Source organism: Candidatus Nitrosotenuis aquarius (genome assembly GCF_002787055.1).
In the GTDB taxonomy this organism is placed as follows: Archaea; Thermoproteota; Nitrososphaeria; order Nitrososphaerales; family Nitrosopumilaceae; genus Nitrosotenuis; species Nitrosotenuis aquarius.
In genome coordinates, this window is record NZ_CP024808.1 from 196428 (window position 1) to 215495 (window position 19068).

The window sequence follows — 19068 nt, forward strand, 5'->3', positions numbered from 1 at the left end:
ATTTTTTTCTTGCACCGGACTAGCTTTAAATGAGAATGGTTTTGCGAAAATTTTATGGCAACTGAGTCGCTGCGCAAGGACCACGACCTAATAGAAAAACTAGTCAAGGCAATGGAAGTCACACTAGAATTGCTCAAGTCCGGCAAAAAAATCCCAGAATCGATTCTGATGCCGACAATAGATTTTACAAAAAATTTTACGGATGTGTGCCATCATGGAAAGGAAGAGGAATCACTCTTTCCGGCACTGGGGCAGGCAGGCATGCCAACAAACATGGGCCCAATTGCCGTAATGCTAATGGAACACGAAATTACGCGCAAAATAGCAACCCACATGGAGGGCTCTGCCAAAGAATACCTTGCTTCTGGGGCTGCAGATGCACTAATCGCTGATATCTCGCAATACATAGAACACATGGGCCAGCACCTCTGGAAGGAAAACAACCGACTGTTCATGATGGCAGAAATGCGCCTCTCTGGAGTATCTGATAAGGTCAATGCCGAGCTTGGTGCCGTTGAGAAAAAAAAGCTCGACCTGCTTGGCAAGTCAAGGCAAGACTATGAAAATCTGGTGCAGGGAATCCAGTCGGAAATATCTAAAATAAATTAAAAGAAAAATAATGTGGATTTATTCCACTATAACTTTGCCTGTCATCCACGGATGGACGATGCAAAAGTAGTCGTAATCGCCTTCTTCCTCAAAGGTGTGCTCAAATGTTGCACCTGACATGACAATACTGCTGTCAAAGACACCGTCTGGTCCATCTGTTGGTGTGCCACTAGTTACGGTGTGTGCTGCAGTGTCGTCGTTTGTCCATGTGACTGTTGCGCCAACGCTTACTGTTATCTCTGGTTCGATGTAGCATGCATTGTCTGCTTCACATCCTGGAGTCGATGATCCTTCTGGGATTGATACGTCTGCACTCATTACCATCTCAGAGTGTTCTTCTTCCATCACTGGTTCTTCCTCTGTTGGTACTTCCTCAGGTGTTTCCTCTACGGGAGCCTCTTCCTCAGGAATTTCTTCCTCAGGTACTTCTACTGGAGTCTCCTCAACGATCATTTCTTCAGGAGCTTCCTCAGCTGGTGCCGGAATGTCTACTGGCATTGGAGCTGATGGTGCTGGAATTGGAGCCACTGGTGCACTTTTGCCCGTTGCCGAAAATGACATGGCAAAGGCAATCAGAGCTACAGTAAATCCAATTGAAATGGCGATGCCGAATTTATCTGCGGCTGTCATGGCTCAACTAATTATGAACTCTAAATAAAGCTACGACTTTACCAGAACTTGGTTTACTTGGGCATTGAATCTCTTTAGGCTGATTAGAATTTGCTCAAAATACCTGTACGGATCTTGGGTTTTTTGCACAAATTCATGCATTGTTTTGCCCTCGCGAACAGTGTATCTGAATACCAGTGAACACCCCGTCTTGCAGATGATGTTTCCGTGCATTGCCTGATTGCGAAGCGCCTGCAGTCTCCAAAGGCTGCTTTTGGTGGCATCGACCCTGGGCTTGGTCTTGGGGGTGGTAAAGTAGCTGGCAATTGCCTCTTTGGACTTTTTTTGTGAGCCTGAGTTTGCAAGGTTTTTTCGCAAGCCATGTATGTAAAAGACATTTTGTTTATCAAAAATCTCGAATCTGTCGTTAATCTGGCGCTTAATTATCTCAATTACACCAGATGCAAAAAACAAAAAGGCCTCAGAGTTTTCTTCTAGTTTTTCTAATTCTCTTGGTGTTTTTGGGATTTGGCTTGGAATTTTCGCTAGAAACTTTTCTGCCGTTTCTAGCTTGAATTGCATACTGTCCATGAAATAATGTGGTATGACTAAAACGTAAATGCTTCTTTTAGCATTGCGTGTATGTCTTCTTTTAGATGATCGGAATTCATTGATATCTTGAGGTTCTCAAGTAATGTCTCTATTATGGTGCACTGGTTTTTGGAAAACTGATAGTAGCATTCCAGAACATCTTCGTACGACTTTGCGCGCTTGTACATTTGCCAGAAATTATCCGACATTATCTGGTAATTATACAGAAAAATCCTGATCGGCTCTTGTACTCCAGCAGAGGAATTATACCTCAGCATGTTTACCAAAAGCTCTTCTAGTCTTGCATCTAGGTTTGCCTCAAAAATTGACTTGTAAATGCTGGTTGCAGCCGTCTATAACATCACTGTATGATCCAAGATAAGTCTGTCTTGTGGTATAGTGAACGTTTGTTTAGCGTGCAAAAAACAACACTAAACGAATTTTCGTACAAAAAGTTTGGAGAGTTATTGCTGGCCTTCTATTCCCATCAATGTCAACGTGGAGCGGATTCTGTCTATTTTGCGGATCTTCCAAGTTATTGTCTCGCGGAGTTGTTCTGTAGTGGGTGTCTCTATTTTTGCCAAAATATCATATGCACCAAAGACTCCCTTGACCTCTCTTACCCCTTCCAGGGGCTTTATCTGATCAATTACTCTTTGCTCAGAGCCCAAGTCGCAGTTGATCAGAACATAGGCAGTCGCACTCATCTTATCCCTCTGGATTTCATGCTAGCATTATGCAATTTGTCGTATATATTGTAAATTATGGAAAATCTACGAATTTGTTTAATTTTTTTGTTCCACTATGAACAGATTTTAAGAAAATTTGGATTTTGGCATACGCAGAGATCTGTTGTATGCCACGCCAAACCTGTGGGCCTCATCTCGCGCATGTTGCAGGATTTTCAGTGACTGGTTTTGCCTTGGTAGAATGATTGGCTCTTTTTGGCTGGGCAGGTACACCTCTTCGTTTTCTTTGGCAAGCGATGCGCAAGGAATTCTAATTGCCATGCTTTCCAGCGCAGACATTGCGGCGCCAAGCTGGCCTCGCCCCCCGTCAATTAATATGAGATCTGGCATTTGCACGTTTTCATTGTCCAGCCTAAAATACCGGCGCTTGACTATCTCATTTATCATTGCAAAGTCGTCTTGACCTTTTACCGTCTTTATCTTGAATTTTCGGTATCCTGACTTGTCTGGCCTGCCGTTGACAAATCGCGACATAGAGCCAACTGCATATGACGTGCCGTGATTTGAAATATCAAAGCATTCTATTATTTTGGGTATGGCAGGCAGTGCGAGTCTTTCTTTTAGCTCGACTAGGCCTGGCTCTGAGCCACTTGACTGCACCAGGGCAATATTTCTCATTATTAAATCCAGCATTTCCCGTCGCTTGCCTGACTTTGGCGATATTATCTTGACTGGAAATCCTGCTGTCTTGGCAAACATTTGCTCTAGTAATGCATGGTCTTCTGGGATCTGGTTTGTTATGATAACTGGCGGAATCTGGTTTGTCGTGTAATACTGGTATAGGAAGTTGGCAAACGTGTTATCGCCAATCAAATCAAAGGAATATTTGTTGCTGTCGCGAATCACTCCGTTTATTTTCTTAAAAGTCATAATGTGGGCAGTCTGATCAGATGATACAATTCCAAAATATTCCTCATCAGAACCTGTCGCATTTTCCATCTTTTGCCTGGTTTTGAGGCTGCCTAGTCTTTGGAGGGTGTCTTTGATTTCTTGGGCGCGCTCAAACTCGAGGTTTTTTGAGGCAAGTACCATCTCATGTTCTAGGCTTTTTGTAAATGCGCTCAGGTCTCTGCCCCGAAGTATTGCCTCTAGGTCTGCAACATGTTTTTTGTAGTCTGCTTGGGCCTGGACAAACTCGCACGGTGCCTCGCAATTTCCAAGATGGTATTCTAGACACGCCTTTTTTGGCAGTCTCTTGCAGATTCTGATCTTGAATGTTTTTCGCAGCGAGCCGATGCTGAGAAGCTTGGAGCTGCCAGAGGTAAATGGCCCAAACACCTTGCCGTCTCCTAGGAATTTTCCACTGCGGGTTCTTCTTGCAACCAGTAATCTTGGGTATTGCTCGTCTGTTATTCTCAGATACGTGTATCTCTGCTGGTCTTTGAGCTCGATATTGAACATGGGCCTGTATTGCTTTATCATGTTTGATTCAAGCAAGAACGCCTCTGATTCGTTGTCTGTTAGGACAAATTCTATTTCTGAAATTTTTTCAACCAGCTTATGTGTCTTGTAGTTTTGGTTTTTTAGAAAATACGACCTGACTCTATTTTTGAGGTTTTTTGCTTTTCCAATATAGATTATTTTGGAATCGGCGTCCTTCATCAGATAAATTCCTGGGTGTGATGGAATGGTGATTTTTTTAATGTCTAGGGTCAATTTAGGATCTTTTTGAGGTATTGCCCTGTATAGCTTTTAGAATTTGCGGCAACCTGGGCCGGAGTCCCAGTCGCAATTACTCTGCCGCCCTTGTCTCCTCCCTCTGGCCCTAGGTCTATTATCCAGTCGGAATTTTTGATTACATCCATGTTGTGCTCTATTACCACTATGGTGTTTCCAAGGTTTACCAGCCTGTTTAGAACATCGAGCAGCTTTTGCACGTCAGCAAAGTGCAGGCCGGTGGTTGGCTCGTCTAAAATATACATCGTCTTGCCGGTGTCGCGCTTTGCCAGCTCTGATGCCAACTTGACACGCTGGGCTTCGCCGCCTGATAGTGTGGTAGATGACTGGCCCAGCTTGATGTAGCCTAGACCAACATCAAATATTGTCTGCAAAATTCGCTTTATTTTAGGAATGTTTTCAAAAAATACCAGTGCTTCCTCTACTGTCATATCAAGGACATCAGAGATGTTTTTGCCCTTGTACAATACAGAGAGAGTCTCGGAATTGTATCGTTTGCCCTTACATTCGTCGCATCGAACGTATACGTCTGATAAAAACTGCATCTCTATTTTTTTGACGCCGTCTCCCTCACACGCAAAGCATCTACCGTCTGCAACATTAAACGAGAATTGTCCTGGCGTGTACCCTCTCTCTTTTGATGACTCGGTATTTGCAAACAATTCCCTAATTGGAGTGAATGCGCCAATGTATGTTGCAGGGTTTGATCTTGGGGTGCGCCCAATTGGGGACTGGTCTATTGCAATTACCTTGTCAATTAGAGTGGTTCCTTCAATGGACTTATGCTTGCCAGGCCTCTCGTTTGTCTTGTAAAAATATGACGACAGTGCCTTTAGCAGAATCTCATTTACTAGGGTTGACTTGCCAGAGCCTGAAACCCCAGTCACAGTAACTAGCAGTCCTAGTGGTATGTCTACTGTAATGTCTTTGAGGTTGTTTTCTGCAGCGCCCGTGATGGTTATTGTTCCAATTTGGTTTCTCTTCTTGTCTGCTAGTCTGATGAGGTTTTTGTCCTTGAGATAGTCTCCAGTGACTGACTTGTGGTTGTTCATTATCTGCGGAACAGTTCCCTCAAAGACCACCTCACCGCCGTGAATTCCTGCGCCTGGGCCCAAATCCACTATCCAGTCTGCGTTTTTGATTACCTCCTCGTCGTGCTCTACTACTATTACTGTATTGTCCAAGTCCCTAAGCTTGACTAGTGTTTTGATTAATCTGGCATTGTCGCGCTGATGCAGGCCTATTGTTGGCTCGTCCAGCACATACAGTACGCCTGTGAGATTAGAGCCAATCTGGGTTGCAAGCCTGATTCTCTGCGATTCCCCGCCTGATAGGGTCGAGCTTTGCCTGTTTAGTGTCAGATAGTTGAGGCCTACGTTTCGCAGAAATTCCAGTCTTTCTGTTATTTCCTTGAGAACGTCTTTTGCAATATATTTTTCAGTGTCCGTTAATTTGATTTCTTTGAAAAACTCGTAGCAGTCGTCTATGGACAGATCACATACTTCAAAAATTCCCTTGTCGTTTATCTTGACTGCAAGTGCTTCTGGCTTTAGCTTTTTGCCATCACATACATTACACGGGATGTCTCGCATGAACTGCTTTAGCCAGTCTCGCTTTGACTCGGAATCAGTCCCCATGAAGACTCGCTGCAAATTATTCAGTACGCCTTCAAATGAATTAGTATAGGCCCAGTGTGAATCCGTTGTCTGTGATTCATAATGGAAGTTTATTCTCTGGTCAGTCCCATGTAAAATAACCCGGAGATGTTCCGGCTTTAGCTTGTTAATTGGAGTCATCAGATCAAAGCCGAATTTTTTTCCAACTGCACGCAATTCCTGCTTTCTGAATGCGGAAAATCTCCCACTCCATGGAATGATTGCACCATCCAGAATCGATTTTGTCTTGTCTGGAATCACCAAATCTTCATCAAACTCCATTTTGACTCCAAGGCCATGGCACGCCTTGCAGGAGCCAAACGGCGAGTTGAATGAAAACGTCCTAGGCTCTATTTCGCCAACTGTTAATCCGCAATATGGACATGCATTATTCTGGGAAAACATCTTTTCGTCCTTGTCAGCTGATACCAAGACTGAGCCCTTGGCAGCCTTTAGCGCAGTCTGGATTGCCTCAAAGAGCCTGCTTTTTTCTGCCTTTGATGCCCTGAGTCTGTCTACTACAATTTCGATATTGTGCCATTTCTGCCTGTCAAGTGGTGGGATTTCATCCTCCAATAGAATTACTTGGCCGTCCACTCTGGCTCGGGAATAGCCGTCCTTTTTCATCTGCTCGAACAGTTTTTCGTACGTTCCTTTTTTTCTCTGGATTAGCGGAGCCAAAATCAGTACCTGCTTTTCATCAAAATCCTTGAAGATGGATTCGCAAATTGACTCTACTGACTGGTTTGAGATTTTCCTGCCGCATTTGACACAATGCGGAATTCCGATTCTTGCGTATAGCAACCTCAGGTAATCATAGATTTCCGTAGTGGTGCCGACAGTAGAGCGGGGATTTTTTGATGTCGTCTTTTGTTGTATGGATATGGCAGGCGACAGCCCTTCTATGGAATCGACATCCGGCTTGTCCATCATTTCTAGGAATTGCCTTGCATATGCTGATAGTGATTCTACGTATCTTCTCTGTCCTTCTGCATAAATTGTGTCAAAGGCCAAAGTGGACTTGCCAGAACCAGACAGTCCAGATATCACTACTAGCTTGTTTTTTGGTATGTCCAAGTTTAGGTTCTTGAGGTTGTGATGGCGCGCACCTCGAATCTTTAGCTTATCGTGCATTTTTCTTTTCCAACTCTACTTGAATTCGCCTCAGTCTGTCGCGACAGGCAATCGCATTCTCAAAGTCCAATTCTTCTGCATATTTTTTCATCTGGGTCTCTATTTCTATTATTTCACGCGACAGGTCGTGCTGGGTCTTGTTTTTGAGATCATCAAGTGCTGCCACCTGCTCTGGAATGGACTTGATGATTGTCCGCGGCGTGATGTTGTGGATTTTGTTGTATTCTAGCTGTTTTGTGCGCCTTCTGGCCGTTTCTTCCATTGCCTGCTTCATGGACTTTGTGGTAGTGTCTGCATACATTATGACAGAGCCGTCTGCGTTTCTAGCAGCCCTGCCAAACGTCTGAATCAAACTGGTAAAGTTGCGCAAAAAGCCCTCCTTGTCGGCATCAAGTATTGCAACTAGTGCCACTTCGGGAATGTCCAGGCCCTCTCGGAGCAGGTTAATTCCAACTAGGACATCAAAGTCGCCTAACCTCAGCTGGCGTATTAGTTCGGTTCTTTGCAGTCCTTCGATTTCAGAGTGCAGGTATCGCACGCGCACCTCTTTTTTTGCCAGATATTCTGCCAGGTCTTCTGCCATTCTTTTTGTCAGGGTGGTGACTAGGACGCGCTGATTTTTTTCAATGCGCTTTTTTATTTCAGATATTAGGTCATCCATCTGGTTTTTTGTAGGCCTGACCTCTACTTGCGGGTCTACTAGTCCTGTTGGTCGAACCAGCTGTTCTACTATTTGGTATGATAGTTCTTTTTCATATGCAGATGGTGTTGCAGAAACAAAAATCGTATTTTTGATATATTTTTCAAATTCCTCGAATTTCAGCGGGCGATTGTCAAATGCGCTTGGCAACCTAAATCCGTAATCAATTAGGGATTTTTTTCTGGTGTGGTCCCCGCCATACATTCCATGAAGCTGCGGAATTGTTACATGCGATTCATCTATTACTAGTAGATAGTCGTTGCCAAAAAAATCCAAAAGACAAAAGGCTTGCTGGCCTGGAGCCCTTCCATCAAAGTGGCGAGAATAATTCTCAATTCCGGAGCAATAGCCGAGCTCCTCGATCATCTCTAAATCAAACTTGGTTCGCATTTCCAGTCGCTGTTGCTCCAGCTCGTTTAATTCTGGCAGTCGCATTTTGAGTTCTTCTCGAATCGACTTTACTGCTCGGGCTCGTACATCATCTGCTATTAGATAGTGCTTTGCGGGAAAAATCTTGATTGAATTTGTCCTGCGCTTTTCTTTTAGGGATACATTGTCCAGTATGGAGATTTTTTCAATCTCGTCGCCAAACATGGATATTCGAACTAAATCTTGGGAATATGCAGGAATCACATCCAGCGTGTCGCCTTTTACTCGGAAATTTCCAGGCGCAATCGTGGTGTCGTTGCGCTCGTATCGTGCGTTGACTAGGCGTCGAATCAGCTCACTTCTACTCATTTGCGCACCTGCCTTGATAGTGGTTGCCATCTCCTCCCAGTCTTTGGGATTACCTAAAGAATAGATGCATGACACTGTGGCTACTATAATGGTCGGCTCGCCAGACAAGAGCATGGCAGTTGCCTCTAGTCTCATTTTTTCAATTTTCTCGTTGATTTCGGTGTCTTTTTCGATGTATGTGTCGGTTTGCGCAATATAGCTTTCAGGCTGGTAATAGTCATAGTATGATACAAAATAGCCGACATTATTCTTTGGGAAAAACTGTTTTAGCTCTGAATATAGTTGTGCTGCAAGTGTCTTGTTGTGCGATATTACAAGGGTGTTTTTGCCGGTTTTTGCAATTACGTTTGCAACCGTGAATGTCTTGCCCGAGCCGGTCACCCCAAGCAATGTCTGGACCTTGCCTTTTTGCACTCCCTGGACTAGTTTTTCTATTGCCTCTGGCTGGTCGCCTGTTGGCTCAAACTCTGATGATATTTGGTATGACTGTACCTGCAATAGGCAATGAAAATTTAATTTCAAATTTAAAGGATGGGTGATTGTATTATCGTAGATTACCTAGTGGTAAGTAGCTCACTGATAATTCATACGTGTCTCTTTTAAGCTAATTTGCAAAGTCAAGCTTTGGTTGCAAGGCTCATTTAACACGCACTTGATCGCATTGTGTAGTATTGCGTTTGTTGTGGTGTCTGCATTTTTGATTTTCGATCTTGACGAGAAATTTTACCCAAAACCAACAGGACATGCGGCAAGCATTGACTATACTGAGACGCCAAACCCGACTATGATCCATGAGTCAGTTGCAGAATCCTCACTTGCATTAGAGCCTACTCCCACAATACAAAAATCAATGCCAAAATCTGTGCCGAAAATCCAAATCGAGCCTAAATCACGCCTAGCAGAACTAGAACAAAAACAGTTCCAGCTTAATCTGAGCGGCGAGGCATTTGTTTCTGGCATGCTCAAAAAGGCAAACCTGCTACTAAAGCTAGAGCCAATTCAGGGAACAGGCCTAAAACAGTTCAAGGTAGTCGAGTCTCGACTGATCCTAGATGGCACCGGCGTTGCAATTGTATCGACTGGTGCAACCATTAATGACACTGTATTGACGCTGGACTTTACCGCAAACAATGTTGGACCATTTTCAATTTCCGTCACACTGGATAATAATATACTAGATGATGCAAACAACAAGCAAACCGTAACAATGAAGGACCAGAATTTCTATTTGGTCAAAAAGGAAATGCCGTACAGATTAAACCTAATGGGTACGCTGAGCAGCTAAGCTACCAGAGCGGCTCGTCTACCATCTTGACGTCGTTGTCTATTATCTCGAAGCCCATTATCTGCAACGCCTGCCTTGCAAGTGGGCTGTTTTTCTCTAAAATCTTTCTTGCCAGCTGAATTCTAGTGGACTTGTCCATGTGCTGGCCTATCTTGTATTTTCCTCGCATTGTCTTTGGCGTTACCTTGATGATTGCGACTTCGTCCACTACGTGCATTTCAGGCGTTAGCCTTTCATAGCCTCCCTCTGGCTGGTATTTTTCCATTAATGCATTGAGTGCCATTGCCTTTTCTGACCTGTCTTGTATTATTGATACGATTCCCTTTATTACCACACTGATGTAAAGCGTGTCTGCCTGCGATGCGTCAGTGGGTGAGCTAAAGTATGATGGCAAAAACTCTACTTCTCTATCGACTTCAAAGCCCACCTTTGGGTTTGCGCGAATGTTGTCAAGCTTTTCCCCTCTTGTGTGGGAGTGCATGTATATTGCGCCGTTTACAAAGGCAAAATTCATCGGTATTATCTGCGGAAAACCCTCTTTGTCTAGTGAGGCAATCCTTCCTACGTGCTCTGAGTTGAGAAATTCAGCTATTTTTTGGGGTGATTTTATCTCCAGCCTGCCTAGTAGCTGCATACTGCAAATTATACTGCACTGATAATAAATTCAACCGAACTTGCTGCTTGGGATTTTTGCTCCCAAGCACTTGGGTACAGGTATGGCTTAGGGTCCATGTGCCCTAATTGTTGTGATTATGCAATTTTACAATAAAACCATTACGCATGATTTGTCAGTATGCTATGTAGTTGTCCACTCATATATGGAAAAGGACAACCCTTCGTCTTTTTCGGATTCAACTAGCTTTTTCTCTAGTGTTGTCTTGTATATTGTAGAATCATCCTTTATGATGTCTAGGCCTGCCTCTACTTCCTTGCCTGATGCCATTATTGGTGATAATACTGCAAGCAGAACATTAGATAGTGAGTGTGTGTCTTTTTTTGCGTGCACGGAATCCTTTTTGACATAAAATGTAACGCTTATGGATAGTGGCTTTGATTCTATTCTTTTTTTGACTGCATCAATGTTTTTGCCTAGCTTGGTTTCTATTGCCTCTTTGATTTTCTTTTTATCCTCTTTGACGTTTTTGCCTGCCGTTGCGGGAATGAATCCTCGAACCGAAATGTTTTGCAGCAAAATGTCTCCCTTCATGGTATTGGATGAAAAAATTCTTAATTTAAGCTAGGCCTGCAAAGAAAATCTGGCCTGCTAGCTTGCACTTTTCATTCAAATTTGATCGGGCGGTGCCCAAAGTGCATAATGGTCTCATTTGCACCATCTAGCAGTTTTGACAAGCCCAGTGCTTTGTCCTGGTTTTCTGCAATGTTTTTCTTAAGCACATTGAGATAGTGGATGTTTTGCTTGAGCAGCTTTCTGCGCTTGTTTTTTGATAATTCTGATTCTTTTATCACCTTGAGGTTGGCAGAAATCTCGCATAATTTGATTAGGACTGATTCCCAAGGCGCTTGCTGTATCTGCTCTACATAGGACTCTTCCTGCTTTTTCTTTGGTTGGGTAGTATCCCGCATGATGCTAGTTGCCATGACTGCGACGTCGCGCCCAAAGCGCTCAAATAATTCATCAAAGGTTGATTTTGTCTGTGACAAGATGGCCGAGCACAGAATCTGTTCATGTGTTATTCCAATTGACTTTAACCTAAAGACTACTCCCATGCAAAATGGTATGTCTGCTCCCTTACCGCGAGCATAGGCCTCACACTCGTCCAGAGTCGCCATTGAGGAAAATTATCGTGTGTTGCCTTTGAGGTGTGGCATTACTTTGGATGCAAACTTGTCAATTGATCCAAAATAGTTAGAGCCCCAGAACCTGATGACAAAATGGTTGACGCCTGCCTTCATGAATCTCTCAAACACTGGGATTACATCGTCTGGTGTTCCTACCGCAACAGAAGAGCGTGCGATTGCGTCTGGGATTGTGGTTGCACCCTCTCTCATCTTTACAATCCAGTCCTGGTTTGACATCGAGTATTCTGTGAAATATTTCTTAAAATCAAACCCCTCGATTGACTTTAGGTTGTGTACACGCAACACCTCTGGCTTGAATAATGATACCTTGACTGCCTCTTTCATCTTTGCCCAGGATTCTTCTGCGTCTTCTGAGAAGTACACGTCTATGTCCAAAGCATATTGAAAGTTTTCCTGCTCTTCTTTGGTGCGGTTGTTTTCCTTCATTGATTTTCTAATTGTTGCAGCATGGTCTTCAAACAATTCCGGTGTGTATCCGATTGGCAGCCATCCGTCACCGTATTTTCCAGTCATTTGTAATGTTCGCTGTCCGCCAGCTGCCATGTATGTCGGTGGATGTGGCTTGCGAATCGGCTTTGCCTGCAAGCACGCGTCTGTTAGCTGATAATATTTTCCATTAAAGTTTACAGTGTGTTCTGGTGATGATTGGTATAGCAATTTGATTACCTGGAGCTGTTCTTCCCATTTTGAGACCGGGTTGTCAAATGGAATGTTGAATTCCTTTAGGTTTTGTGCCTCGCCCGCACCAATTCCAAGCGTTCCTCTTCCTTTTGAAATTCTGTCCAGTGTTATGGATGCAAGTGCAATGTTTGATGGATGGCGTCGAATCGCATCTGTGACACATGTTCCAAGTTCTACATTTTGTGTAGTAGCTGCAATCGCAGATAGCATGACCCATGGATCCAGCACCGTTGCCTTTGTCCACTGCGGGACATTAGAGTGATCCATGTACCAAATGGAATCATAGCCTACTCTGTCTGCAAGCAAGCATGCTGTGAGAATCTGGTCTTCTGAAAAGCCGGCCCTTGCGACGTTTAGCCCGTTTTGAATTCCAAACTTTAGCATCTTTTTTTGTGATCAGATTTGACCTATTTAAGTTTAGTAAACGCCGGCGAAATTCGTGTACAAAATTAAAAGAGAAAATGAAAATTTTACAGCTTGCCGTCGACGATATCCTGTAGACACTGGATGACATCTTGTTTTGTCACCGGTCTTGGGTTTGGATCCAGATGGCCCTTGTCTGTCATGACTACATCCGCTGCCTGGTCTAGTGGTGCCTTGAGCGTCATTCTGTCGAATTTTAGCTTTTCAATTACTTCTTTGAACTGCTCGTAGAAAATCGACTTGTTGAACTTGTGTGCTACAGTTGTGCATGATGACAATGAATATCCATGTGCTACACCCTCATTTGAGAAGACATAGGATAGTGCGTGACCCAGTGTCGTGGAGCAGTTGCCAAATCCGATGCCTGATAGCATTGAACCATATGGATAGTTTTCCGGCTTGTCGTTCATTATTGCGTCATACAATACTTCAAATGCCTGCTTGCACATTGTTCTTGTGAACTCGTTGCCCAGCTTGGAATCGTATCCTTCAGTTGCCTGGGCACATGCGTCACAGACAGAGTTTTTGACTATTTGCTCTGGTGTTCCTTCCATAAAGTATGAATCTACAATTGCCCTGTCTGCTAGGAATCTGTCCTCGCGGAGCAGTTTTTTCTTGCCGTCGAATTTTAGGACGCAGTATGTGGTCATCTCTGCTCCAGTTCCAAATGTTGTTGGGATGAGTGTTTTTTCCAGTTTCATTTCCGCTCCTGCATATTTTGCAACATCTAGTGAGCTTCCGCCACCCAATCCGATTATACAAGATGGATTCTTTGGCTTGAATTCTGCAATTACGTTTTGTACGGTTTCGATTGATGGTTCTGGTTCTACTTTGTCATATAACATGTAATCTTTGATGCCCATTCTGCCTAGCCACTTTTGTGATATTGGTGGTGGGGCAGTTGTGATTACTAGAGCATTTTTTTGATATTCTGATTGAGATAATGCGTCTTTGCCGAAATTGATTATTTTTGGAATTTTTACTGTGTGCATGTTTTGGTGGTTGTAATTTGGGTACTTATACCTTACAGGATGAAATCAGCTCGCCGATCATTCGCGATGCCAAGTGTGACGTGACATCGTTTAGGTCATGTGATGGGCAGACTTCCATGATATCAAGGCCTATGATTCCTCTCTGGGCCAGTTTTTTTACGCAATACATGGCGTCTGTGGACTGGATTCCTAGGGGCACTGGCACTGATACTCCTGGCGCAAATGACGAGTCAAGGCAGTCCATGTCAAATGACACATAGACATTTTCTTTTACGGTATCCAAAATGGTCTTGGCTGCCGACTTTATGCCTGATTCTATTATATCAAATGGGGTGATTACCCGGAGTCTGTGCTTTTTGATGTTGTCTAGTTCTTCTTGCTCGGGGCTGCGGATTCCTATCTGGATGCTGGACTTGATATCGATATAGTCCAGACAGTCGGTGATTACCGAACCATAATAGTTTCTGGTGTGCGATACAAAGTCAGGATGGGCATCAAAATACACTAGTGAGATTTTGCCATGCTTTTTTGCCATGGCTTTGATAATATGGGTGGTGTTGGAGTGGTCTCCGCCAATGGATATTGGCAGTTTTTTTGCGGCAAGAATTTTTGCCATGGTTGTTTCAATCTGCCGTCTTTTGATGTTGCCGTAGTCGTGGACGCGCGCTTGCCCTATTCCAAGTGTTGGCTGGGCCAAGCACAGCAATTTTTTTTCCGCATAGACGTCATTAGAATTTGAAATCTTTCTGATGTGATCTGGTGCGGCAGATGATCCTGCAAATATTGCGTGCGATCCCGTCTCGTCTGGAATGCCAACTATAACAATATCAGAGTCATCATAGGACGAGTTTGCCCAGCAGATCTGTTTTTTATTCAATGAGGTAGCTTGGCTACCATGCGAAGAGAAGATAACTCTTTCTACTAATCTTGGATGTGACTAGTGCTAATCTAATAAGCAAGGCAGGACTCAAATCATTCATTGAGTGATGTGCGCAAAATTCTTGATGCCGGACTAGGTGCTGCAAGGCCTGCAACGTATATTAAAAAATACATTACACAAAACAGGCTTGTCTGCTCTGGCAAATCGTATCATACATCACAATATGATAAAATCTGGCTTGTCGCAATGGGCAAGGCAGCAGATGCAATGGCCAAGGCCGCACATAATATTTTACACGCAGACGGCGGAGTCATTGTGATTCCAAAAAACACCGGGCCTGCATTTTACAATAAAAAATTTCGAGTCATCCGCGCAGGACATCCAACGCCTAACCAAAACTCGGTCCTTGCCGCAAAAAAGATCATAACACTATTGCAAAATGCGGGCAAAGACGACCTGGTTGTGTTTTTGGTATCTGGGGGCGCATCTGCTCTGGTCTGTGCGCCTGCGGGAATTACACTGCAACAAAAAATCAAGACCACAAAAATACTGCTGGAATCGGGCGCCTCTATATCGGAAATTAACGCAATCCGCAAGCACCTCTCAGGCGTAAAAGGGGGTAAAATCCTAGAAAATCTCCACTGCGACGCATTATCCTATGTAATGTCGGATGTGGTGGGAAACGACTTGGGCGCAATTGCATCTGGAATGACATATTGCGATAAGACGACATTTTCTGACTGTATTGGTATAGTATCAAAGTACAAGCTGGGCAAAAAGATGCCAAAGCCGGTTCTATCCAGACTGTGTCGTGGCGCGCAAGGCAAAATAGCCGAGACTCCAAAAAAGCCAAAAATCCCAAACCAGATAATTGCGTCAAATTCCGACTGTCTTGGTATAATGTCGAAAAAGGCAAAATCACTTGGCTATTCTGTGGTGCAGTATGGTGCTGTGACAGGAGATGTTGCACTGGCTGCGCAAAAAATTCTCAAAAAATTCCAAACTGCAAAAAAATCATGCCTTGTCTTTGGCGGGGAGACCACTGTACAAGTGCGCGGCAGGGGAAAAGGGGGGCGCAACCAGGAGCTTGTACTAAATATAATTCCAAAGTTGCCTGCAAACACAACTGTCGCATCGATTGGAACTGACGGAATTGATGGCAACACGGAATATGCCGGCGCAATCTTTGATCATGCAGTTGATTATGATGTTGTAAAGCCATACTTGCAAAACAATGATTCCAATTCGTTTTTTAGAAAATTTGGCGGCCTGATAAGGACTGGGCCCACCCACACAAACCTGCAAGACATTGGAATAATTCTACAACATTGATGAGCTGATATTGTCTTGGCTTGATATCTTGGAGTACTGGTAGATTAGGCCGCGTTGTTCCGCTAATTGATTGATGAATCTTTTTTTGCCTTCTATTAGCGGGTCTTGAGATTTTTGGTCACTGGATAAATGTTTGATCATCTCGTCCGAGTCCAGCTGAATTTTTATCGTGTCGCCATTTTTTATTATGAAAACGCCGATTCCCCAAAAAATCCCTACGTGCAGCGCGATGTATTTTGATTGCAGGTCAGTTACTTTATCCAGGTAAATGTCGGCATGATCTCGGAACTGATCAACTGTGGTACTGTCAGTCTGAATGGTCCAGCAAATTCTCTTTGCATTTCCGTCGCAAAAAATATTGTGAATCATAGTCAACCAAAAAGGCGTTTTTTGTCTATATAATTTGAATTCAGGTCTGAATAGTCAAGTGCAAAACCATACCGTAATGCAAAAGTCCTTTGCCTTCTTTACGAGGATGGTCGACGAGCTGGTCCAATTCTCCGACACTGATCCTGAACTAGCAGAAGGAATCAAGTGGCTTGATGCGCAGGCACAACAAAAAGGAATCACGTTTTACGAGATGGTGTTCCAAGTTTTGTACAAGCACGACATTACAAATCGCGCACAACAATGGCTCAACACTAGAAACTAGATCTCGGATGCTTTTTTGAATTCTACTTTGTGATCTCCTGGAATGACTTTGATCTTTGGCTCTATTCGTGGCTTTGATTTTTTCTTTGACTTGACAGGTGCCTTTTTCTTTTTTGGCTTGCCATAGTCAGAATATCTAATCCAGACCATTACTTACATTGCAAAAAATTCTCTAATAATTATTACCTTGAGCGGATCGCTGCACTTGGCTGCACAGTAAACGCCCCGCATATTAGCAGAATCTACCAAAATCTCCATAATGGACAGAAGCATCTTGATGGGCCTCTCTATCGTTGTTCTAGTGGGGATTGCAATTGTTACACTTGTTGCATTTCCTGCATCGCAGCACGTCTCATTTGCTGACAAGACTTCTGTCCTGCCTTCCCAGACAAGACACTATACCATAATTGCACAAGACACCACAATAGAGATTGCACCCGGAGTCCGCGTAGAGGCATGGACGTACAATGGTACAATACCTGGTCCCACAATACGCGCAACTGAGGGAGACCGAGTCATAATAGATTTTATCAACAACGGACATTTGCCTCACACGATACATCTGCACGGTGATCACAATGAGAAAAACGACGGCGTATTCCAAGAGGTGCTTCCAGGCCAATCCTACACGTATGACTTTGTAGCAGAGCCTGCAGGCGCATTCATGTATCACTGTCATGTGATGCCAGTCTCTGAGCACATTAGGAACGGCCTCTATGGGGCAATGATAATTGACCCCAAAGTAGCACCAGCGCCTGCGCGAGAGTTTGTCCTAGTCAAAGGCGAATATGACTTGGACGACCAAGAGTCATGGGAGCCGGACTATGTGTTCTTCAACGGCTATGCAGACCAGTACTGGAATAACCCACTGCAGGCAAAAACGGACGAGCTGGTCAGAATCTATTATGTGGACATGGGTGCAATGCCCGCATTTGGGTATCATATCCATGGGACAGTCTTTGATGCAATTGCGTCTGGAATATGGCAAAATCCACCGGTAAAGGCACAAACCTGGGAGGTCTCGCCAGGAAACGCAGCAATCTTTGAGGCAAGCTGGGAAGATCCAGGAAGATACTTGTTCCACCTGCACGGCTTGCCAGAAGAGCGTGGAACCATGGCGTACTTTGATGTGTCCGATGCATCTGATGGCGCAATAGACGGAGTGGATGTTGCAAAAACAAAATCCATCTACATGTGGCAAGACCAGCTTGCACTATTGACAAGACTGCAGGCATCTGATACCGACGGCACCGTTATACCATCATCTAGGCCAACGAGTACAGAGTCACATCAAAACCACTTTGCACAAACTCCTGCAACAATTCAGACCACAACATGTGAAATAGAAAATGGCTCTGCAATGAAATCAAGCAACAAATCATACTATCCTCAGCAAATCCAAGTAAACGCAGGAGACACAGTCCAGTGGAAAAACAGCGACAACTCCATTCACACTGTCACTGGGGAAGAATTTGACTCTGGAATGCTGATGGCGCAAGACACGTTTGAGTACACATTTGAGTCTGCGGGATTGTACGAATATTACTGCACACTGCATCCCTGGATGAGAGGTGCAGTTCAAGTGATCTAGGCAGTAAACACGAGTGTGAACATTCTTGGGTTTGCGTCTATTTTGATTGGCTTTTCTAGGACGTCTCTGAATATTATCTCGAGTACTGTCTTGTGGTATAATGACCAGTTCTGGCCAAGATCGTGCTTTACAATGTAGGTATGGGTGTCGTTTTTGACATTGTGGTTTACCTCAAATCCGGACATTTGCATTCTTGTCTCAAACCACGAGGTAAATGACTCTAGGTTCATTGCGCCTTTCATGAATGTGGCAACATCCTTTACTATTTCACTGCCGATTTTTTTTGCCATCTCTATTACCTCGTCTCCACTCAGCCTGCCAAAGAGCGAATCCAGGATAGGTCTTGCGACTGGAACCATGCCGACCTTGGATTCAAACATGTCCCAATCTGTGTATCTTCTTAGGACTTGGTTTATCAAAACATTAAGGCTGATTCCTTGTTTTTCTGACTCGCGTCGAAGCTTTGCTAGAACCTCATTGTCAAGCCTAAATGAGATGGTGTCTGTTTTTCTCATTTTGACGTCCTTGATACCAGCTGGGCCTTGATGAATCCTACAAACTCTGGCTTGAACTTGTGGGAATTGTCATAAAACCATGACTTGTGCAGCTCTGACTCTAAAGTTATGATTGTGTTCCAGGTGTCGTGAATCTTTTTGTATCTGTCATGTACTGTGGCAGCTAGGTTCATTGCCATAAAGGCATATGATTCGTACGCAAAAAGCCTTGTGCCTGAAAATGATGTCTTGTAGTTGATGGTTTGTTGAGGATCTCTAAAGTCTGGGTTGTCTACTCCTGTTTTCATCAGCTCTGTGTACATTTTGTCAAGTGAGCTGTAAACAAAGTTGGCCTCTGACTTTTGCGCCGTAATTATTGAAATGGCAATTGCGGTAATCGATATTGTGATTGGCAGTATTGTTCCGATTACTGTATACTCTGGCGTCATGATAAAA

The 19068-nt window shown here is 43.8% G+C and carries 22 protein-coding genes; 5 read left to right on the top strand and 17 right to left on the bottom strand.

Annotation, left to right across the window (positions count from 1 at the left end):
- Positions 1–54: 54 nt before the first annotated feature.
- The gene (locus tag NAQ_RS01190) at positions 55–609 is read left to right on the top strand and encodes a hemerythrin domain-containing protein (protein ID WP_100181862.1); all 555 of its coding nucleotides are present in this window, start codon (positions 55–57) and stop codon (positions 607–609) included.
- An 18-nt stretch (positions 610–627) separates the two neighbouring features.
- Here NAQ_RS01190 and NAQ_RS01195 read toward each other — a convergent pair whose 3' ends face one another.
- The 7 genes from NAQ_RS01195 to uvrB form a co-directional block, all read right to left on the bottom strand.
- On the bottom strand, positions 628–1239 hold the full coding sequence (locus NAQ_RS01195; protein ID WP_100181863.1) for a cupredoxin domain-containing protein: 612 nt from the start codon (positions 1237–1239) through the stop codon (positions 628–630).
- Between the two features lie 30 nt (positions 1240–1269).
- Positions 1270–1809 carry a hypothetical protein gene (locus NAQ_RS01200; RefSeq protein ID WP_100181864.1) on the bottom strand — a complete coding sequence of 180 codons (540 nt, stop codon included), beginning with the start codon at positions 1807–1809 and terminating at the stop codon, positions 1270–1272.
- A 17-nt stretch (positions 1810–1826) separates the two neighbouring features.
- Positions 1827–2096, bottom strand: coding sequence for a hypothetical protein (locus tag NAQ_RS01205; protein ID WP_100181865.1), 270 nt, complete (start codon positions 2094–2096; stop codon positions 1827–1829).
- Between the two features lie 177 nt (positions 2097–2273).
- Positions 2274–2516 (bottom strand): Lrp/AsnC ligand binding domain-containing protein, encoded by a 243-nt coding sequence (locus tag NAQ_RS01210; RefSeq protein WP_100181866.1) that lies wholly within the window; start codon positions 2514–2516, stop codon positions 2274–2276.
- A gap of 108 nt (positions 2517–2624) precedes the next feature.
- Positions 2625–4214: an excinuclease ABC subunit UvrC gene (gene uvrC, locus NAQ_RS01215; protein ID WP_100181867.1), complete on the bottom strand. Its 1590-nt coding sequence runs from the start codon at positions 4212–4214 to the stop codon at positions 2625–2627.
- Positions 4211–7024: an excinuclease ABC subunit UvrA gene (gene uvrA / locus NAQ_RS01220; RefSeq protein WP_100181868.1), complete on the bottom strand. Its 2814-nt coding sequence runs from the start codon at positions 7022–7024 to the stop codon at positions 4211–4213. The genes uvrC and uvrA overlap by 4 nt, the downstream gene beginning before the upstream one ends.
- Entirely contained in the window at positions 7014–8960 is a 1947-nt protein-coding gene (uvrB, locus tag NAQ_RS01225) for an excinuclease ABC subunit UvrB (protein ID WP_177585541.1), read from the bottom strand. The genes uvrA and uvrB overlap by 11 nt, the downstream gene beginning before the upstream one ends.
- A gap of 130 nt (positions 8961–9090) precedes the next feature.
- On the opposite strand from uvrB, the gene NAQ_RS01230 reads away from it, so the two are divergent.
- A complete protein-coding gene (locus NAQ_RS01230) occupies positions 9091–9747 on the top strand; it encodes a hypothetical protein (RefSeq protein WP_100181870.1) in 657 nt (218 codons plus the stop codon).
- Between the two features lies 1 nt (position 9748).
- Here the strand turns inward: NAQ_RS01230 and NAQ_RS01235 are convergent, their stop codons facing one another.
- The 6 genes from NAQ_RS01235 to NAQ_RS01260 form a co-directional block, all read right to left on the bottom strand.
- The gene (locus NAQ_RS01235) at positions 9749–10381 is read right to left on the bottom strand and encodes a pyridoxamine 5'-phosphate oxidase family protein (protein ID WP_100181871.1); all 633 of its coding nucleotides are present in this window, start codon (positions 10379–10381) and stop codon (positions 9749–9751) included.
- Positions 10382–10543: 162 nt separating this feature from the next.
- Positions 10544–10954, bottom strand: coding sequence for a hypothetical protein (locus tag NAQ_RS01240; protein ID WP_100181872.1), 411 nt, complete (start codon positions 10952–10954; stop codon positions 10544–10546).
- A gap of 71 nt (positions 10955–11025) precedes the next feature.
- Positions 11026–11538 carry a bifunctional (p)ppGpp synthetase/guanosine-3',5'-bis(diphosphate) 3'-pyrophosphohydrolase gene (locus tag NAQ_RS01245; RefSeq protein ID WP_100181873.1) on the bottom strand — a complete coding sequence of 171 codons (513 nt, stop codon included), beginning with the start codon at positions 11536–11538 and terminating at the stop codon, positions 11026–11028.
- A gap of 9 nt (positions 11539–11547) precedes the next feature.
- A complete protein-coding gene (locus NAQ_RS01250) occupies positions 11548–12633 on the bottom strand; it encodes an LLM class flavin-dependent oxidoreductase (RefSeq protein ID WP_100181874.1) in 1086 nt (361 codons plus the stop codon).
- Positions 12634–12719: 86 nt separating this feature from the next.
- Positions 12720–13664, bottom strand: coding sequence for an iron-containing alcohol dehydrogenase (locus tag NAQ_RS01255; protein ID WP_100181875.1), 945 nt, complete (start codon positions 13662–13664; stop codon positions 12720–12722).
- A gap of 25 nt (positions 13665–13689) precedes the next feature.
- On the bottom strand, positions 13690–14541 hold the full coding sequence (locus NAQ_RS01260; RefSeq protein ID WP_100181876.1) for an arginase family protein: 852 nt from the start codon (positions 14539–14541) through the stop codon (positions 13690–13692).
- A 111-nt stretch (positions 14542–14652) separates the two neighbouring features.
- On the opposite strand from NAQ_RS01260, the gene NAQ_RS01265 reads away from it, so the two are divergent.
- Entirely contained in the window at positions 14653–15876 is a 1224-nt protein-coding gene (locus NAQ_RS01265; protein ID WP_245871787.1) for a glycerate kinase type-2 family protein, read from the top strand.
- Here the strand turns inward: NAQ_RS01265 and NAQ_RS01270 are convergent.
- Entirely contained in the window at positions 15865–16245 is a 381-nt protein-coding gene (locus tag NAQ_RS01270; protein WP_177585543.1) for a hypothetical protein, read from the bottom strand. The two genes, NAQ_RS01265 and NAQ_RS01270, sit on opposite strands and share 12 nt — an antisense overlap.
- A gap of 76 nt (positions 16246–16321) precedes the next feature.
- On the opposite strand from NAQ_RS01270, the gene NAQ_RS01275 reads away from it, so the two are divergent.
- Positions 16322–16528 (top strand): hypothetical protein, encoded by a 207-nt coding sequence (locus tag NAQ_RS01275; protein ID WP_100181878.1) that lies wholly within the window; start codon positions 16322–16324, stop codon positions 16526–16528.
- Here the strand turns inward: NAQ_RS01275 and NAQ_RS09965 are convergent.
- Complete coding sequence (locus NAQ_RS09965) at positions 16525–16677, bottom strand: hypothetical protein (protein WP_162858556.1); 153 nt, start codon at positions 16675–16677, stop codon at positions 16525–16527. The genes NAQ_RS01275 and NAQ_RS09965 overlap by 4 nt on opposite strands.
- 127 nt (positions 16678–16804) lie before the next feature.
- Here NAQ_RS09965 and NAQ_RS01280 point away from each other — a divergent pair, with 127 nt between their 5' ends.
- Positions 16805–18118 (top strand): multicopper oxidase domain-containing protein, encoded by a 1314-nt coding sequence (locus tag NAQ_RS01280; RefSeq protein ID WP_245871643.1) that lies wholly within the window; start codon positions 16805–16807, stop codon positions 18116–18118.
- On the opposite strand, the gene NAQ_RS01285 is transcribed toward NAQ_RS01280, so the two are convergent.
- Together NAQ_RS01285 and NAQ_RS01290 are read right to left on the bottom strand one after the other, a co-directional pair.
- Complete coding sequence (locus NAQ_RS01285) at positions 18115–18633, bottom strand: type II toxin-antitoxin system HicB family antitoxin (protein ID WP_245871644.1); 519 nt, start codon at positions 18631–18633, stop codon at positions 18115–18117. The two genes, NAQ_RS01280 and NAQ_RS01285, sit on opposite strands and share 4 nt — an antisense overlap.
- Positions 18630–19061: a hypothetical protein gene (locus NAQ_RS01290; protein ID WP_100181881.1), complete on the bottom strand. Its 432-nt coding sequence runs from the start codon at positions 19059–19061 to the stop codon at positions 18630–18632. Before NAQ_RS01290 ends, NAQ_RS01285 begins: the two co-directional genes overlap by 4 nt.
- Between the last annotated feature and the right edge of the window lie 7 nt (positions 19062–19068).

What these genes read in the sequence shown, in the direction of transcription:
- NAQ_RS01200 (WP_100181864.1), bottom strand. Translation starts at nt 1,809, where the DNA reads ATGGACAGTATGCAATTCAAGCTAGAAACGGCAGAAAAGTTTCTAGCG.
- NAQ_RS09965 (WP_162858556.1), bottom strand. Translation starts at nt 16,677, where the DNA reads ATGGTCTGGATTAGATATTCTGACTATGGCAAGCCAAAAAAGAAAAAG.
- NAQ_RS01285 (WP_245871644.1), bottom strand. Translation starts at nt 18,633, where the DNA reads ATGAGAAAAACAGACACCATCTCATTTAGGCTTGACAATGAGGTTCTA.
- NAQ_RS01275 (WP_100181878.1), top strand. Translation starts at nt 16,322, where the DNA reads ATGCAAAAGTCCTTTGCCTTCTTTACGAGGATGGTCGACGAGCTGGTC.
- NAQ_RS01250 (WP_100181874.1), bottom strand. Translation starts at nt 12,633, where the DNA reads ATGCTAAAGTTTGGAATTCAAAACGGGCTAAACGTCGCAAGGGCCGGC.
- NAQ_RS01245 (WP_100181873.1), bottom strand. Translation starts at nt 11,538, where the DNA reads ATGGCGACTCTGGACGAGTGTGAGGCCTATGCTCGCGGTAAGGGAGCA.
- NAQ_RS01290 (WP_100181881.1), bottom strand. Translation starts at nt 19,061, where the DNA reads ATGACGCCAGAGTATACAGTAATCGGAACAATACTGCCAATCACAATA.
- NAQ_RS01270 (WP_177585543.1), bottom strand. Translation starts at nt 16,245, where the DNA reads ATGATTCACAATATTTTTTGCGACGGAAATGCAAAGAGAATTTGCTGG.
- NAQ_RS01210 (WP_100181866.1), bottom strand. Translation starts at nt 2,516, where the DNA reads ATGAGTGCGACTGCCTATGTTCTGATCAACTGCGACTTGGGCTCTGAG.
- NAQ_RS01235 (WP_100181871.1), bottom strand. Translation starts at nt 10,381, where the DNA reads ATGCAGCTACTAGGCAGGCTGGAGATAAAATCACCCCAAAAAATAGCT.
- NAQ_RS01190 (WP_100181862.1), top strand. Translation starts at nt 55, where the DNA reads ATGGCAACTGAGTCGCTGCGCAAGGACCACGACCTAATAGAAAAACTA.
- NAQ_RS01255 (WP_100181875.1), bottom strand. Translation starts at nt 13,664, where the DNA reads ATGCACACAGTAAAAATTCCAAAAATAATCAATTTCGGCAAAGACGCA.
- NAQ_RS01240 (WP_100181872.1), bottom strand. Translation starts at nt 10,954, where the DNA reads ATGAAGGGAGACATTTTGCTGCAAAACATTTCGGTTCGAGGATTCATT.
- NAQ_RS01280 (WP_245871643.1), top strand. Translation starts at nt 16,805, where the DNA reads ATGGGCCTCTCTATCGTTGTTCTAGTGGGGATTGCAATTGTTACACTT.
- uvrA (WP_100181868.1), bottom strand. Translation starts at nt 7,024, where the DNA reads ATGCACGATAAGCTAAAGATTCGAGGTGCGCGCCATCACAACCTCAAG.
- NAQ_RS01195 (WP_100181863.1), bottom strand. Translation starts at nt 1,239, where the DNA reads ATGACAGCCGCAGATAAATTCGGCATCGCCATTTCAATTGGATTTACT.